Source organism: Burkholderia sp. BCC1972, assembly GCF_905339605.1.
GTDB lineage: Bacteria > Pseudomonadota > Gammaproteobacteria > Burkholderiales > Burkholderiaceae > Burkholderia.
Genome location: NZ_CAJPGH010000023.1, coordinates 56,580 through 71,601, shown reverse-complemented (window position 1 = coordinate 71,601; position 15,022 = coordinate 56,580). Strand labels below are relative to the sequence as shown.

At 68.3% G+C, this 15,022-nt stretch carries 14 protein-coding genes; 10 read left to right on the top strand and 4 right to left on the bottom strand.

Annotation, left to right across the window (positions count from 1 at the left end; all coding sequences use genetic code 11):
* The first annotated feature begins 10 nt into the window (after positions 1-10).
* The 4 genes from thrC to U5798_RS27480 all read left to right on the top strand — a co-directional run bounded on the left by thrC (position 11) and on the right by U5798_RS27480 (position 3,709).
* Complete coding sequence (gene thrC, locus U5798_RS27495) at positions 11-1,462, top strand: threonine synthase (RefSeq protein ID WP_124450312.1); 1,452 nt, start codon at positions 11-13, stop codon at positions 1,460-1,462.
* 234 nt (positions 1,463-1,696) lie between these two features.
* Entirely contained in the window at positions 1,697-2,944 is a 1,248-nt protein-coding gene (gene glp / locus U5798_RS27490) for a gephyrin-like molybdotransferase Glp (protein ID WP_322083799.1), read from the top strand.
* A 19-nt stretch (positions 2,945-2,963) separates the two neighbouring features.
* Positions 2,964-3,221 carry a molybdopterin converting factor subunit 1 gene (gene moaD, locus U5798_RS27485; protein WP_012328655.1) on the top strand — a complete coding sequence of 86 codons (258 nt, stop codon included), beginning with the start codon at positions 2,964-2,966 and terminating at the stop codon, positions 3,219-3,221.
* Positions 3,222-3,232: 11 nt separating this feature from the next.
* The gene (locus tag U5798_RS27480; RefSeq protein WP_124450308.1) at positions 3,233-3,709 is read left to right on the top strand and encodes a molybdenum cofactor biosynthesis protein MoaE; all 477 of its coding nucleotides are present in this window, start codon (positions 3,233-3,235) and stop codon (positions 3,707-3,709) included.
* Positions 3,710-3,781: 72 nt separating this feature from the next.
* Here the strand turns inward: U5798_RS27480 and U5798_RS27475 are convergent, their stop codons facing one another.
* Positions 3,782-4,342: a group III truncated hemoglobin gene (locus U5798_RS27475; protein WP_124450306.1), complete on the bottom strand. Its 561-nt coding sequence runs from the start codon at positions 4,340-4,342 to the stop codon at positions 3,782-3,784.
* A 250-nt stretch (positions 4,343-4,592) separates the two neighbouring features.
* Between U5798_RS27475 and U5798_RS27470 the strand changes: the two genes are divergently transcribed.
* Both U5798_RS27470 and clpB read left to right on the top strand, forming a co-directional pair.
* Positions 4,593-5,111 (top strand): Rrf2 family transcriptional regulator, encoded by a 519-nt coding sequence (locus U5798_RS27470; RefSeq protein ID WP_124450304.1) that lies wholly within the window; start codon positions 4,593-4,595, stop codon positions 5,109-5,111.
* Positions 5,112-5,268: 157 nt separating this feature from the next.
* Positions 5,269-7,866, top strand: a complete 2,598-nt coding sequence (gene clpB / locus U5798_RS27465) for an ATP-dependent chaperone ClpB (protein ID WP_124450301.1) — start codon at positions 5,269-5,271, stop codon at positions 7,864-7,866.
* A gap of 118 nt (positions 7,867-7,984) precedes the next feature.
* Here clpB and U5798_RS27460 read toward each other — a convergent pair whose 3' ends face one another.
* A complete protein-coding gene (locus U5798_RS27460) occupies positions 7,985-8,416 on the bottom strand; it encodes a YidB family protein (protein WP_124450299.1) in 432 nt (143 codons plus the stop codon).
* 88 nt (positions 8,417-8,504) lie between these two features.
* Positions 8,505-9,104 carry a ComEA family DNA-binding protein gene (locus U5798_RS27455; RefSeq protein WP_124450297.1) on the bottom strand — a complete coding sequence of 200 codons (600 nt, stop codon included), beginning with the start codon at positions 9,102-9,104 and terminating at the stop codon, positions 8,505-8,507.
* A gap of 286 nt (positions 9,105-9,390) precedes the next feature.
* On the opposite strand from U5798_RS27455, the gene U5798_RS27450 reads away from it, so the two are divergent.
* A complete protein-coding gene (locus U5798_RS27450; RefSeq protein WP_322083798.1) occupies positions 9,391-9,852 on the top strand; it encodes a MerR family transcriptional regulator in 462 nt (153 codons plus the stop codon).
* Positions 9,836-10,270, top strand: a complete 435-nt coding sequence (locus U5798_RS27445) for a carboxymuconolactone decarboxylase family protein (RefSeq protein WP_124450293.1) — start codon at positions 9,836-9,838, stop codon at positions 10,268-10,270. Before U5798_RS27450 ends, U5798_RS27445 begins: the two co-directional genes overlap by 17 nt.
* A 19-nt stretch (positions 10,271-10,289) precedes the next feature.
* Here U5798_RS27445 and U5798_RS27440 read toward each other — a convergent pair whose 3' ends face one another.
* Entirely contained in the window at positions 10,290-12,206 is a 1,917-nt protein-coding gene (locus tag U5798_RS27440; RefSeq protein ID WP_322083797.1) for a sigma-54-dependent Fis family transcriptional regulator, read from the bottom strand.
* A 518-nt stretch (positions 12,207-12,724) separates the two neighbouring features.
* Between U5798_RS27440 and U5798_RS27435 the strand changes: the two genes are divergently transcribed.
* Positions 12,725-13,783, top strand: coding sequence for an ATP-NAD kinase family protein (locus tag U5798_RS27435; protein WP_322083796.1), 1,059 nt, complete (start codon positions 12,725-12,727; stop codon positions 13,781-13,783).
* Between the two features lie 221 nt (positions 13,784-14,004).
* Positions 14,005-14,988: a thiamine pyrophosphate-dependent dehydrogenase E1 component subunit alpha gene (locus tag U5798_RS27430; protein ID WP_124450287.1), complete on the top strand. Its 984-nt coding sequence runs from the start codon at positions 14,005-14,007 to the stop codon at positions 14,986-14,988.
* Positions 14,989-15,022: the final 34 nt, after the last annotated feature.

The window sequence follows — 15,022 nt, the reverse complement described above, 5'->3', positions numbered from 1 at the left end:
GGAAGGCGACATGAACTACATCTCCACGCGCGGCGCCGGCATCGGCGAGCGCCACACGTTCTCCGACATCCTGCTCGGCGGCCTCGCAAAGGACGGCGGGCTCTACCTGCCGGCCGAGTATCCGAAGGTGTCCGCCGACGAGCTCGCGCGCTGGCGCACGCTGTCGTACGCGGATCTCGCGTTCGAGATCCTGTCGAAGTTCTGCGACGACGTGCCGGCCGACGACCTGCGCGCGATCACGCGCCGCACGTACACGGCCGCCGTGTACAGCAACACGCGCCACGGCGAGAACGCGTCCGACATCACGCCGCTGAAGACGCTCGGCACCGAGAACGGCGCGGCGCTGTCGCTGCTCGAACTGTCGAACGGCCCGACGCTCGCGTTCAAGGACATGGCGATGCAGCTGCTCGGCAACCTGTTCGAGTACACGCTCGCGAAGCATGGCGAAGCGCTGAACATCCTCGGCGCGACGTCCGGCGACACGGGCAGCGCGGCCGAGTACGCAATGCGCGGCAAGGCCGGCGTGCGCGTGTTCATGCTGTCGCCGCACAAGAAGATGAGCGCGTTCCAGACGGCGCAGATGTTCAGCCTGCAGGATCCGAACATCTTCAACCTCGCGGTCGAAGGCGTGTTCGACGACTGCCAGGACATCGTGAAGGCCGTGTCGAACGATCACGCGTTCAAGGCACAGCAGAAGATCGGCACGGTCAACTCGATCAACTGGGCGCGCGTCGTTGCGCAGGTCGTGTACTACTTCAAGGGCTACTTTGCGGCGACGCAGTCCAACGACGAGCGCGTGTCGTTCACGGTGCCGTCGGGCAACTTCGGCAACGTCTGCGCGGGCCACATCGCGCGGATGATGGGGCTGCCGATCGCGAAGCTCGTGGTCGCGACCAACGAGAACGACGTGCTCGACGAGTTCTTCCGCACCGGTGCGTATCGCGTGCGCAGCGCCGAGAACACGTATCACACCAGCAGCCCGAGCATGGACATCTCGAAGGCGTCGAACTTCGAGCGCTTCGTGTTCGACCTGCTCGGCCGCGATCCGGCGCGCGTGATGCAGCTGTTCCGCGACGTCGAGGAAAAGGGCGGCTTCGATCTCGCGGCGAGCGGCGATTTCGCGCGCGTCGCCGAGTTCGGCTTCGTATCGGGCCGCAGCAGCCACACCGACCGCATCGCGACGATCCGCGACGTGTTCTCGCGCTACGACACGATGATCGACACGCACACGGCCGACGGCGTGAAGGTCGCACGCGAGCACCTGGATGCCGGCGTGCCGATGGTCGTGCTCGAGACGGCTCAGCCGATCAAGTTCGGCGAGACGATCCGCGAGGCGCTCGATCGCGAAGCCGAGCGGCCGGCCGCGTTCGACGGGCTCGAGTCGCTGCCGCAGCGCTTCGAGGTCGTGAAGGCCGATGCCCAGCAGGTGAAGGACTTCATCGTCGCTCACACGGGCGCGTGACGCACGGCCGGGCCCGCGGGCCCGGCTGCGCAGGACGGCCGGAATGCCGATTCGTCGAACGGATCGGGATTCCGGCCGTTTCAATTGGCGCGCGGGCATCGCCTGTCGCGCGAAACAAGTGCCAGACCCGCGCGTTCGCGCCGATCACAGTTTTCGCATGTCCGCCATATTGCGCGCCCGTGCGACGGCGTCGCTACAATGACGTATTGACTTCAACGATCCCCGATTCCATCGATGTCGAACCCGAATCCCGCGGCGCCGCGCGCGCCGATGCTGTCGACCGCCGAGGCGCTCGCCGCGCTGCTCGATGCCGCGAAGCCGCTGCCCGGCGCCGAAACCGTCGCCACGCTCGATGCGCTCGGCCGCGTGCTGGCCGCCGACGTGAGTTCGCCGCTCGACGTGCCGCCGATGCATACGAGTGCGATGGACGGCTATGCGGTGCGCGTCGCCGACCTGCTGCACGGCGATCGGCGGTTGCCGGTGTCGCAGCGCATTCCGGCCGGCCATCCGGCTCAACCGCTCGCGGCCGGCACGGCTGCGCGGATCTTTACCGGTGCGTCGGTGCCGGCCGGCGCCGATGCGGTCGTGATGCAGGAGCAGGCATCGGCCGACGGCGACGCCGTCGAGATCCTGCACACGCCGAAGGCCGGCGAGTGGATCACCGCGCAGGGCGCGGACATCCGCCAGGGTTCGGTGATCCTGCCGGCCGGCACGCGGCTCACGCCGCAGGCGCTCGGCCTCGCCGCATCGGTCGGCTGCGCGCAGCTGTCGGTGGCTCGGCGGATCCGCGTCGCGGTGTTCTTCACCGGCGACGAACTGACGATGCCCGGCGAGCCGCTGAAGCCTGGCGCGATCTACAACTCGAACCGCTTCACGGTGCGCGGGCTGCTGGAGCGGCTCGGCTGCCACGTGACCGACTACGGGATCGTGCCCGACTCGCTCGCCGCGACGCGCGACACGCTGCGCGAGGCCGCGCGCGATCACGACGTGATCCTGACGAGCGGCGGCGTATCGGTCGGCGACGAGGATCACGTGAAGCCGGCCGTCGAGGCCGAAGGGCGGCTCGCGCTGTGGCAGATCGCGATGAAGCCGGGCAAGCCGCTCGCGTATGGCGCGGTGCGTCGCGGCGACGAGCGCGCCGATGCGCACTTCATCGGGCTGCCCGGCAATCCCGTATCGAGCTTCGTCACGTTCCTGCTGTTCGTGCGGCCGTTCCTGCTGCGTCTGTCCGGCGTGCGCGACGTCGCGCCGCGCGCGCTGTCGCTGCGGGCGGACTTTTCGCAAAGCAAGGGCGACCGGCGCAACGAATTCCTGCGTGCGCGCGTGAACGCGGCCGGCGGCCTCGACCTGTTCCCGAACCAGAGCTCGGCGGTGCTGACGTCGACGGTCTGGGGCGACGGCCTGATCGACAATCCGCCACAGCACGCGATCAGCGCCGGCGAGACCGTGCGTTTCATTCCGTTTTCCGAACTGCTGTCGTAACGCGACGGCTTCCCGAACCATGAAGATTCAGCTGAAATTTTTTGCAAGCGTGCGCGAGGCGCTGGGCGTCGCCGATGAAGAGGCAAACGTGCCGGACAGCGTGACGACCGTCGGCGACGTGCGCGCGTGGCTGCGCGTGCGCGGCGGCGCGTGGGCCGAGACGCTCGCCGAAGGGCGCGCGCTGCGCATGGCGTGCAACCACGAGATGACCGATCCCGACACGCGGCTCACCGAAGGCTGCGAGGTCGCGTTCTTTCCGCCGGTGACGGGCGGTTGAGAGGGCGTGCGATGGCAACGGTACGAGTCCAGGCAGACGATTTCGATCTGAATGCGGAAGTCGCGGCATTGCGCGCGCGCAACCCGAAGATCGGCGCGCTCGCGTGCTTCGTCGGCACGGTGCGCGACCTGAACGAAGGCGACTCGATCGCCGCGCTGGAGCTCGAGCACTATCCGGGGATGACCGAGAAGGCGCTCGAGAAGATCGCCGCGGAGGCCTCCCGGCGCTGGCCGGGCATCGACGTCGCGATCGTGCATCGCGTCGGCAGGCTGCTGCCGCTCGACCAGATCGTGATGGTCGCGACGGTCGCGTCGCATCGCGGCGATGCGTTCGCGTCGTGCGAGTTCGTGATGGACTATCTGAAGACCGAGGCGCCGTTCTGGAAGAAGGAAACGACGCCGGACGGCGAGCGCTGGGTCGATGCGCGCAGCACCGACGATGCCGCGCTCGCGCGCTGGGGTGTCGAGTCGGGCAATACGCCGCGCTGAACACGGCATCGGGACGGACGGTGCGGCCATGTGCCGCAGGCGGCACGCGTGCCTGGCGCCACGGGCCGCGCGTTACGCGTCCGGATCGACGCTGCGCCCGATGATCTTCGTCGGAAACGGCTCGCCGCGGGTACGCGACAGCGACGCGTGCGGAGCGTCGTTCGCGTCGCGGCGGCGCGGCGCGATCGCGTCGAGCAGTGCCTGCTGCTCGGGCGGAATCCGGTAGTCCCAGCCGAACCGGCTCAACTGCAGGCTCTGCGCGATCCGCAGCGCGGGCTCCATGAAGCGGATCGCCGCGGGCGGCGCGTAGCGCGCCTCGACGGTCTTCAGGAACAGCGACAGCCAGCGGCTGAAATGGGCCGGCTCGATCCCGTCGAGCGGCTGGTGCGCCTGCTGCACGTTGCCGCGATAGCCCTTGGTGCCGAGCACAAGGCTCGACCAGAACGTGACCATCTTCGGCAGGTGGTCGTCCCAGCGGCCGGCCAGCTTCGCGTCGAACACGGGCCCGAGCAGCGGATCGGCGCGCACGCGGTCGTAGAACGCGTAGACGAGATCGCGGATGTTGTCTTCGGTCGGCTCGGTGTCGCGAGGGCGGGCCGGTGCGGTGTCGGGCGAGGCGGGCAGGGCAGTCATGGCAAAAAGGGGCCGGTAGATCGGGGGCGCCGACGGGCGTGGCGTGGGTGTCAGGCAGGACGCCGGTCGGATTTTGACGCAAAATAGCGTCCAATACCCGCTGAAAACGTGTAACTGTCACGCATCTTATTGCGCGCACGCGATCCCGGCAACCCGGGGCGCGGAACGGGACCGTCGGCCGGTCCCGCGGGCACCGCGATCGGCCCGCCTCACGTCATCGGAACACGTTCGCTCACTTCCGTATTCGCTCATGAGACTCACCGACTACACCGACTATTCGCTGCGCGTGATGCTGTACCTTGCCGTACGCGGAGAGGGGCTCGCGACGATCCAGGAGATCTCGGATGCCTACGGCATCTCGAAGAACCATCTGATGAAAGTCGTGCAGCAGCTCGGCGAGCTGGGATGGGTCGACACGGTTCGCGGCCGCAATGGCGGGCTGCGGCTCTTCCCGCAATCGCTGCAGCTGACGGTCGGCCAGGTCGTGCGCGCGACCGAGAGCGACTTCGCGCTGGTCGGTTGCTTTTTGACCGACAGCGGCGAATCGCGCGGCTGCGTGATCGAGCCGCAGTGCCGCCTGAAGGGGGTGCTGGCGGCCGCGCGCGACGCGTTCTTCGCCGAACTCGACCGTCACCGGCTCAGTGAACTCGTCGAGCCCGCGTCGCCGATCGCGGCGCTGCTCGGTATCCGTCCGGTTGCGCTCGTGCGTGCCGAAGCGCCGCCGGACGACGCGCCGGCGACCGTCGAGCCGCCGTCGGCGGCCGGCTGACACGCAGGCGCCGCGCCCCGCGATCCGCGCGCGGCCCGTCCAGGAGCCGCTTCCAGTCAATCCAGCAATTTTTGCGCTGAATCAACCCGAATTTCGCTTGAAAGCCGCATAACCATCCTCATCTTGGTGTTAATCGAAAATTGGAGGTCTCGACTAAATGAGAATCGACAAGCTCACCACCAAGTTCCAGGAAGCACTCGCGGACGCGCAAAGCCTCGCGGCAGGCCGCGACAATCAATACATCGAACCCGTTCACGTCCTCGCGGCGCTGGTCGCGCAGCAGGACGGTTCCGCGCGCTCGCTGATGTCGCGCGCGGGCGTTCACATTCAGGCGCTGCAAGGCGCGCTGAACGAAGCCATCTCGCGCCTGCCGCAAGTGACGGGCACGGGCGGCGACATTCAGATCGGCCGTGAACTGGCCGGGCTGCTGAACCAGGCCGACAAGGAAGCGCAGAAGCTCAACGACACGTTCATCGCGAGCGAAATGTTCCTGCTCGCCGTGTCCGACGACAAGGGCGAAGCCGGCAAGCTCGCGCGTCAGCACGGCCTCACGCGCAAGGCGCTGGAAGCCGCGATCGCCGCGGTGCGCGGCGGCTCGCAGGTGCATAGCCAGGACGCGGAAAGCCAGCGCGAAGCGTTGAAGAAATACACGGTCGACCTGACCGAGCGCGCGCGTGCGGGCAAGCTCGACCCGGTGATCGGCCGCGACGACGAAATCCGCCGCTCGATCCAGATCCTGCAGCGCCGCACGAAGAACAACCCGGTGCTGATCGGCGAGCCGGGTGTCGGCAAGACCGCGATCGTCGAAGGGCTCGCGCAACGGATCGTCAACGGCGAGGTGCCGGAGACGCTGAAGGGCAAGCGCGTGCTGTCGCTCGACATGGCCGCGCTGCTCGCCGGTGCGAAGTACCGCGGCGAATTCGAGGAGCGCCTGAAGGCCGTGCTGAACGACATCGCGAAGGACGAAGGCCAGACGATCGTCTTCATCGACGAAATCCACACGATGGTCGGCGCGGGCAAGGCCGAAGGCGCGATGGACGCGGGCAACATGCTGAAGCCGGCGCTGTCGCGCGGCGAGCTGCACTGCATCGGCGCGACCACGCTCGACGAATACCGCAAGTACATCGAGAAGGACGCCGCGCTCGAGCGCCGCTTCCAGAAGGTGCTCGTCGACGAGCCGAGCGTCGAGGCGACGATCGCGATCCTGCGCGGGCTGCAGGAGAAGTACGAACTGCACCACGGCGTCGACATCACCGACCCGGCGATCGTCGCGGCGGCCGAGCTGTCGCACCGCTACATCACCGACCGCTTCCTGCCCGACAAGGCCATCGACCTGATCGACGAAGCCGCTTCGAAGATCAAGATGGAAATCGATTCGAAGCCCGAAGAGATGGACAAGCTCGACCGCCGGCTGATCCAGCTGAAGATCGAGCGCGAAGCCGTGAAGAAGGAGCAGGACGAAGCGTCGCAGAAGCGCCTGCAGCTGATCGAGGAAGAGATCGACCGCCTCGGCCGCGAGTACGCGGACCTGGAAGAGATCTGGACCGCCGAGAAGGCCGCGGTGCAGGGCAGCGCACAGCTCAAGGAAGAAATCGAGAAGGTGCGGGCGGACATCGCGCGGCTGCAGCGTGACGGCAAGCTGGAGAAGGTCGCCGAGCTGCAGTACGGCAAGCTGCCGCAGCTCGAGGCGCAGCTGAAGCAGGTCACGCAGGCCGAAGAGCAGGAGCAGCACAGCCCGACGCGTCCGCGCCTGTTGCGCACGCAGGTCGGTGCCGAGGAAATCGCTGAAGTCGTGTCGCGTTCGACGGGGATTCCCGTGTCGCGGATGATGCAGGGCGAACGCGAGAAGCTGCTGCACATCGAGGAAAAGCTGCACGAGCGCGTGGTCGGCCAGCATGAGGCGATCGGCGCGGTGGCCGACGCGATCCGCCGTTCGCGTGCGGGTCTCGCCGATCCGAACCGTCCGTACGGCTCGTTCCTGTTCCTCGGCCCGACGGGTGTCGGCAAGACCGAGCTGTGCAAGGCGCTGGCGTCGTTCCTGTTCGACTCGGAAGAGCACCTGATCCGCATCGACATGAGCGAGTTCATGGAGAAGCACAGCGTCGCGCGGCTGATCGGCGCGCCGCCGGGCTATGTCGGCTACGAGGAAGGCGGCTACCTGACGGAAGCCGTGCGCCGCAAGCCGTACAGCGTGATCCTGCTCGACGAGATCGAGAAGGCGCACCCGGACGTGTTCAACGTGCTGCTGCAGGTGCTCGACGACGGTCGCATGACGGACGGGCAGGGGCGTACGGTCGACTTCAAGAACACGGTGATCGTGATGACGTCGAACCTCGGCTCGCAGGTGATCCAGGCGATGACGGGCGCGCCGCAGGAAGAGATCAAGGACGCGGTGTGGCTCGAGGTGAAGCAGCATTTCCGCCCCGAGTTCCTGAACCGGATCGACGACGTCGTCGTGTTCCATGCGCTCGACCGCAGCAACATCGAGTCGATCGCGAAGATCCAGCTGGCGCGCCTGCACGACCGGCTCGCGAAGCTCGACATGGCGCTCGACGTGTCGGACGCGGCGCTCGAGCAGATCGGGAAGGTCGGCTACGATCCGCTGTTCGGTGCACGGCCGCTGAAGCGCGCGATCCAGCAGGAGATCGAGAACCCGGTCGCGAAGCTGATCCTCGCCGGCCGCTTCGGTCCGAAGGACGTGATTCCGGTCGACGTCCACGACGGCAAGTTCGTGTTCGACCGCGTCGTGCACTGATCGCCTGCCATCGGTCGCCCGCCCGGCTCACGCCGGGCGCGCAAAAACGAACACCCCGCCTGAAGCGGGGTGTTTGCTTATGGAGCGGCACAACGGGCTGCCGCGCCGGCTGGAATGCTTAGCCCTGCTTGTTGCCGCCGAACATGCCGGCAAGCTGCGTGAGCGTGCCGAGCACGTTCGACGTGTCGACCTGGCCGCCGGCCGGCACTTCGCCGTTCGGCGTCGCGCCGTTGACGACGTGCGGCAGCACCTGCGCGAGAATCGACGAGGCTTGCGACGGATCGATACCGACCTTGCTCGCGAGCGAGCCGACCACGTCCGAGCCAAGCACGTTCTGCAGCGTCTCGCCCGAGATCGGCTGGTTTTCGCCGTTGCCGACCCACGAGCCGATGATGTCGCCGGCGCCGCCTGCCTTGAACTTCTCGATCAGGCCGTTCAGGCCGCCCGGCTGGTTGTTGATGAATTCGAGCGCGGTCGTGATGAGCGCGCTTTGCGAGTTGCCGCCGGCCTGGCCGCCGATCAGACCGCCGACGATGTCGAGGAGACCCATGGTTCTTCACCTTCACTGAAAAGGGCGCCGTGACGACGGCGCCCGTTGAACGAATACCGCGCGCACGCCGTCGCGCGCGCGGCGCACATCAGGCGCCCGACGCCGCGGCGGCGGAGGCTGCCTTGTCCTTCTTGCTCTTCTTCTTCGAACCCTTCGTCGCCTTCGCGGACGACGCGGCGGCCGGTGCGCTCGCACCCGCGTCGGCGGATGCCGCCGCTGCGGCCGCTGCCTTTTCCTTCTTCGACGCGCGCTTCGCCTTCGCCGGTTTCGCCGCCGCATCCGGTGCGCTTGCCGCCGGGGCCGGCGCTGCAGTCGTCGTGCCGGCCGTCGCGGTCGTGGACGTCGATGCGGTGCCGGCAGTCGTCGTGGCCGGTGCGGTTGCGGCCGGCTTCGACAGTTTCACGCCCTTCGGCGGCGTCGACGAGCCGCCGATCGTCAGGCCGTTTTCCTCCAGGTGCCCGACCGATTTCGTGCCGAGGCCCTTCACGCGGTTCGCGAGATCGTCGGCATCCTTGAACGGGCCGTTCTTGGTGCGTTCGTCGATGATCGCCTTCGACTTCACGGGGCCGAGACCCTTCACGGATTCGAGCGCGGCCTGGTCAGCCGAGTTGACTTCGACAGCCGCGGCAAGGCCGGCGGCGAGCGACAGCGACAGCGCGACGAACAGCATCAGCAGCTTTTTCAGCATGGCAAAGGCTCCCTGGTTCTGACGGATGAATGGCTGTTGCAACGGACGGCGGCGCGAGATCGGGCCGGCCGTCGCCGTTAAGCATAGGACAAATGCGTGCCCTTTTTAAGACAGGCTGACCGAATCTTGCTGAAGGCTTGCGGTGCTGTAAAGGCCGAAACCCGTGCCGGGTGCCGGTTTTGACCATTCTTTACGGTGTCGCAGGGCGTGCGCGGATCGTCGTTGCGCTGGCCGTTCGATAACGCTTGACTTAGAGTGAACTCTAACTCCTAACCTTGTTCCTGCCATGTCGAAAACCGCATCCCAACCCTCCGCCGCCGGTCCGCTGACGATCGGGCAAGTCGCCGAATTGACGGGCGTGTCCACGCACACGCTGCGGTACTACGAGCAGGCCGGCCTGCTGCGCGCGATTTCGCGCACGGCAGCCGGGCACCGGCTCTATGCACCGGCCGACCTTGCCGGGCTGGCCTTCGTGATGCGCCTGAAGGCGACCGGCATGCCGATCGCGCAGATCCAGGCGTTCGCGGTGCTGCGCGAGCAAGGCGAGTCGACGTTCGGCGCGCGGCGCGACTTGCTGGTCGCGCATCGCGACGCGGTGCGCGCGCATCTCGCGGAGCTGCAGGCAAACCTCGACGTGATCGGCGACAAGATCACGTACTACGAGGCGCAGGGGCACGAAGCGGAACGACGGGCAAATTCTTCTCACGCTTTATCGGAACAGGACGGACACCATGGAACGACTCGTTGAGGATCGCTACACGCGCGGCTGGAACAAACTGAAGGAAATCGACGGCGAAGTGGGCGAACGCGTGATCGCGGCGCTCGCGCCGATCGCACCGGACTTCGGGCGGCTCCTGGTCGAGTTCAGCTTCGGCGACATCTACAGCCGGCCGCAGCTCGACCTGAAGGCGCGCGAAATCGCGACGATCGCGGCGCTGGCCGCGCTCGGCAACGCGCAGCCGCAACTGAAGGTGCATATCGAGGCCGCGCTGAACGTCGGTTGCACGCGCGACGAGATCGTCGAGGTGTTCATGCAGATGGCCGTGTATGCGGGGATGCCGGCCGCGCTCAACGCGCTGTTCGCCGCGCACGAAGTGTTCACGCGGCGCGACGAAGCGGCCGGCGTGGCAGGCAACGCGAACGAAGCGGCCGGGCAGGCCGCATGACCGCAGTCGTGCCCGTGCGTCACGCGCGGTGCGGTGCGACGATCCGGTGCTTCGCGATGCGCCGGTACAGCGTCGCACGCGACATGCCGAGCGCCTTGGCGGCCGCGTCGGGCCGCCAGCGGTGCGCGGTGAGCGCCGCGACGATGCGGCCGCGCTCGTCGTCGGGCAGTGCGCCGGCCGCATCGGCGCCGAGTTGCGCGACGAGGTCGGCCGGCAGGTCGTGCCGCGTCACGCGCGCGGCGTCGCACACCGCGCACGCATAGCGCAGCACGTTGCGAAGTTGCCGCACGTTGCCGGGCCACGCGTATGCGGCGAGCTGCTCGGCGAGCGTCGGATCGAGCGTGAGCACGTGGCCGGTCGCCTGCGCTTCCTCGGCGAACACGGCGGCAATCACGTCGCGCACGTCCGAGCGTTCACGCAGCGGCGGCAGTTCGAACGTCGCGCCGCTCAGCCGGTAGTACAGATCTTCGCGGAACGTCCCGTCGGCCACCATCCGCGCGAGATCGCGGTGGGTCGCGCAGATCACGTCGAGATCGACGCGCACGGGCGTATCGCTGCCGAGCGGCACGACCTCGCCGTCGGCGAGCACGCGCAGCAGGCGCGTCTGCAGCGCGAGCGGCATGTCGCCGATTTCATCGAGAAACAGCGTGCCGCCGTCGGCGAGCGCGATCTTGCCGCGTGCACCGTGCTTGCGCGCGCCGGTGAACGCGCCGGCCGCATAGCCGAACAGTTCGCTCTCGATCAGCGCATCCGGCAGCGCGCCGCAGTTGACGGCGACGAACGGTCGCGCGCGCCGCGCACCGGCATCGTGGATCGCGCGCGCGAACACTTCCTTGCCCGCGCCGGTTTCGCCGAGCACGAGAATCGGCAGCCGCTTGCTCGCGACGCGCAGCGCGAGCTCGGCTTGCTGCGCGATATGCGCGTCGCTGCTGTGCAGGAACGGCGTCAGCGCGCCGACGTGGCGTGGCGCGGTGCCCGCGCGGCGCGATACCGTGCCGGGCTCGCGGCCGGCGCGCCGTAGCGGCGCCCGCAATCGCGCATAGAGCGGCGCGCCGGTCGCGCGCAGCCGCACCGCGACGATCGTATCGAGCCGCGCGGCATCGCGCAGCGGCATCTCGGTCGCATCGAAGATCTCGTCGATATGGCGCGGCTCGCGCAGCGCCGGCAGCGCGTCGCGCGCCTGCCGGTTCGCGGCGACGATATTGCCGCATTCGTCAAACGCGATCAGCCATTCGGGTTGTGCTTCGACGTAGTGACGGTTCGGATGCCCGAACAGGATCCAGTATTGCGCGGTGCTGTGGACGAAGTAGCCGTCCTCGATCAGCGCCGCGCTTTGCCGCACAAGCTGGTAGACGAGCCGCTGGCTGTCGCGGCTGTCGGGCGAATGCACGGCCGAAGCGTCGAGCACGCCGATCAGTTCGCCGCCCGGCGAGAAGATCGGCGCCGCGCTGCAGGTGAGTGTCGTGAACGCCGCGCGAAAGTGATCGGTCTTGTGCACGGTGATCGGTGCGAGATCGGTCAGCACGCTCGCGACGCCGCACGTTCCTTCCTCGCTTTCCGACCAGCACGAGCCGATGTGCAGCCCTGCATGACGGAAATCGTTGCGGCGCTCGCGGTCGATCCGGTAGTCGATCGTCACGCCGTGCGCGTCGGTCAGCATCACGCAGTAGTCGGCGACGCGGATCATGTCGTGCAGCCGCGTCAGGCACTGGCCCGACGCGCGCAGGAAGGCCTCTTCCTTGTCGCGCACTTCGCGCAGCTCGGCCGCGGTCAGCACACGCGGGCCGATCGACGAAGCAGGGTCGAGACAGTAGCGCTCCAGCGAGCGTTGCCACGACGACACGAGGCGCTCGGAGTCGGCCGGCGCAGGCAGGCGCCCGGCGAGCGCGCCGAGTACACGGTCGGCGTGCTGGGCCTGGGGGACGGCATAGGGCATGGTCGGCTCCGGTTCCGTACGGCGGGGATATCGATGTCCTTGTAGCACATCCGGTTCGGCGGATCACATTGCATCGCAGCACGCGGCGGGCGTGAGACGTTCGTCTCACCGGGATCTCGCCGCGTCTCGCGCGATTGAGACATCCGCATGCGTGGCGCGCGGCGGTTGTCCGGCCGGCCGGCGCAGGCGCCGAGCCGCACGTGTGCGGGGTTTGCAGGCACGGCGGCGCGCACGCGCGGATGCCGGGACGATCGGTTCGTCGCATCGACTTCGTGAGACACCCGCGCCGGTTCGCGACGCGCGACGCCGTCACGGTCGCGAATCCGGAACGTGCGCCTGTCCGCCGCGCCAGCGTGCACGCGGGTTCCACGGTTATTGCAGTGACGATGGCACGCCGCTTGCAGAGATCAAGGGCAAGCCGATGCGGTCGCGTCGGCGACGACGATCCGCTGCCCGTCGATGGCAGCGGACGAAACAGGCAGGGCCGGCATGCCGGCCCACTGGATGGAGACGAACCCGTGACGACGCCCGTTACCGTCGGCGTGATCGCGAACCCCGCATCGGGGCGCGACATTCGCCGCCTCACGACGCATGCATCCGTGTTTCCGACGGCCGAGAAGGCGAACATGATCGTGCGCCTGCTGGCCGGCCTCGGTGCGATGGGCGTCGAGCGCGTGCTGACGCTGCGCGACCGCACGGGCATCGCGACGCTGCTGCTGCGCGCGATCGACACGCATCGCGCGGTCGCGCCGCACGAACGCTGGCCCGAGGTCGAATTCGTCGACCTGCCGATCACCGACAGCGTCGCCGACACGCAAGCCGGCGCCGCCTACCTGCACCGGATGGAAGTCGCGCTGATCGTCGTGCTTGGCGGCGACGGCACCCATCGCGCGGTGGCCGCGCATTGCGGCGCGACGCCGCTCGTCGCGCTGTCCACCGGCACCAACAACGCGTTTCCCGAACATCGCGAGGCGACTGTCGCCGGCGTCGCGGCAGCGCTCGCGGCGACCGGCGCCGTGCCGCCCGAAGTCGCGTTCGTGCGCAACAAGCGGCTCGTCGTGCGCTGCGTGGCGGGCGCGCAGCCGGGGCGCGAGGAAATCGCGCTCGTCGACGTGTGCGCGGCGCGGCAGCGTTTCATCGGCGCGCGTGCGATCTCCGCTTCCGACGACATCGATTCGCTCTACCTGACGTTCGCGGAGCCGGACGGCATCGGCCTGTCGGCGCTCGGCGGCGCGTGGGCGCCGCTCGAACGCAGCGCGCCGCACGGGCTCGCGATGCGCTTCGCGGAGGCCGGCAAGACGGGGGGCACGCCGCTCGCCGCACCGATCGCACCGGGGCGCATCGACCGCGTCGTGATGCGCAGTTGCGAGCGGCTCGAACCGGACACGTGGCAGGTGATTCCATTCGAGCGCGGCACGCTTGCGTTCGACGGTGAGCGCGAGATCGAGGTCGCGCGCGGCGATCGCTACGAGATCTCGCTCGACTGGCGCGGGCCGCTGACGGTCGACGTCGGCCGCACGCTGCGCTACGCGTCGTCGCGGCAGCTGCTGCGCGACGCCGGCGCGCGGCATGACTGAGCGCCGGTTTCACGCGGCACATTTCGATATCCATAACGATCATCAAGGAGACATCGCCATGACAGCCCCAGTCGAGGGACCGGTTGCCATCGACACGGGCCAGGCCGTGAACGTCGACGGCGGCTTCACGTTCCACTGACGGCCGCAGGCCGTGCAATCCGTCGCCACGGCAGCGCCGCGGCGGCATTCGCAGTCAGACCAGACCTACCCAGGAGACACACATGACCGCTTCGACACAGCTCAGCAGGGACACGCTGCTGGACGCCTACCGGCTGATGCGCACGATCCGCGAATTCGAGGAGCGCCTGCACGTCGAATTCGCGACCGGCGAGATCCCCGGCTTCGTTCACCTGTACGCGGGCGAGGAGGCGTCCGCGGTCGGCACGATGCTGCACCTCGGTCTCGCCGATTACGTCGCGACCACGCACCGCGGCCACGGCCATTGCATCGCGAAGGGCGTCGACGTGCACGGGATGATGGCCGAGATCTACGGCAAGAAGACGGGCGTCTGCCACGGCAAGGGCGGCTCGATGCACATCGCCGACCTGTCGATGGGGATGCTCGGCGCGAACGGGATCGTCGGCGCGGGCGGCCCGCTCGTATGCGGCGCGGCGCTCGCGGCGAAGCACCGGAAGACGGGCGGCGTCGGCGTGTGCTTCTTCGGCGACGGCGCGTCGAACCAGGGCGTGATCTTCGAATCGATGAACCTTGCGTCGGTGTGGCGGCTGCCCGCGATCTTCGTCGCCGAAAACAACGGCTATGCGGAAGCGACGTCGTCGAGCTGGTCGGTCGCGACCGACAACATCGCGGATCGCGCGAACGGCTTCGGGATGCCGGGCGTGATCGTCGACGGCTTCGACTTCTTCGCGGTGCACGAAGCGCTCGGCGAAGCCGTGGAGCGCGCGCGCAACGGCGGCGGCCCGACGCTCGTCGAGGTGAAGTTCACGCGCTATTTCGGTCACTTCGAAGGCGATGCGCAAACCTACCGCGCGCCGGGCGAGGTGCAGAAGCTGCGCGACGAGAAGGACTGCCTGAAGCATTTCGAAACGCGCGTCGTGCGCGCCGAGGCGCTGACGACGGCCGACCTGCGCGCGGTCGACGCGCAGGTGAAGGCGCTGATCGACGACGCGGTCGCGCAGGCGAAGGCCGCGCCGGTGCCGGATGCCGCCGACCTGCTGACCGACGTCTACGTGTCGTATCCGTGAGCGCGGCCTGACACCGCAACCGGCACGGCGAACC

What these genes read in the sequence shown, in the direction of transcription:
- glp (WP_322083799.1), top strand. Translation starts at nt 1,697, where the DNA reads ATGTCGAACCCGAATCCCGCGGCGCCGCGCGCGCCGATGCTGTCGACC.
- U5798_RS27430 (WP_124450287.1), top strand. Translation starts at nt 14,005, where the DNA reads ATGACCGCTTCGACACAGCTCAGCAGGGACACGCTGCTGGACGCCTAC.
- clpB (WP_124450301.1), top strand. Translation starts at nt 5,269, where the DNA reads ATGAGAATCGACAAGCTCACCACCAAGTTCCAGGAAGCACTCGCGGAC.
- U5798_RS27475 (WP_124450306.1), bottom strand. Translation starts at nt 4,342, where the DNA reads ATGACTGCCCTGCCCGCCTCGCCCGACACCGCACCGGCCCGCCCTCGC.
- U5798_RS27440 (WP_322083797.1), bottom strand. Translation starts at nt 12,206, where the DNA reads ATGCCCTATGCCGTCCCCCAGGCCCAGCACGCCGACCGTGTACTCGGC.
- U5798_RS27445 (WP_124450293.1), top strand. Translation starts at nt 9,836, where the DNA reads ATGGAACGACTCGTTGAGGATCGCTACACGCGCGGCTGGAACAAACTG.
- U5798_RS27470 (WP_124450304.1), top strand. Translation starts at nt 4,593, where the DNA reads ATGAGACTCACCGACTACACCGACTATTCGCTGCGCGTGATGCTGTAC.
- thrC (WP_124450312.1), top strand. Translation starts at nt 11, where the DNA reads ATGAACTACATCTCCACGCGCGGCGCCGGCATCGGCGAGCGCCACACG.
- U5798_RS27480 (WP_124450308.1), top strand. Translation starts at nt 3,233, where the DNA reads ATGGCAACGGTACGAGTCCAGGCAGACGATTTCGATCTGAATGCGGAA.
- U5798_RS27460 (WP_124450299.1), bottom strand. Translation starts at nt 8,416, where the DNA reads ATGGGTCTCCTCGACATCGTCGGCGGTCTGATCGGCGGCCAGGCCGGC.
- U5798_RS27455 (WP_124450297.1), bottom strand. Translation starts at nt 9,104, where the DNA reads ATGCTGAAAAAGCTGCTGATGCTGTTCGTCGCGCTGTCGCTGTCGCTC.
- moaD (WP_012328655.1), top strand. Translation starts at nt 2,964, where the DNA reads ATGAAGATTCAGCTGAAATTTTTTGCAAGCGTGCGCGAGGCGCTGGGC.
- U5798_RS27450 (WP_322083798.1), top strand. Translation starts at nt 9,391, where the DNA reads ATGTCGAAAACCGCATCCCAACCCTCCGCCGCCGGTCCGCTGACGATC.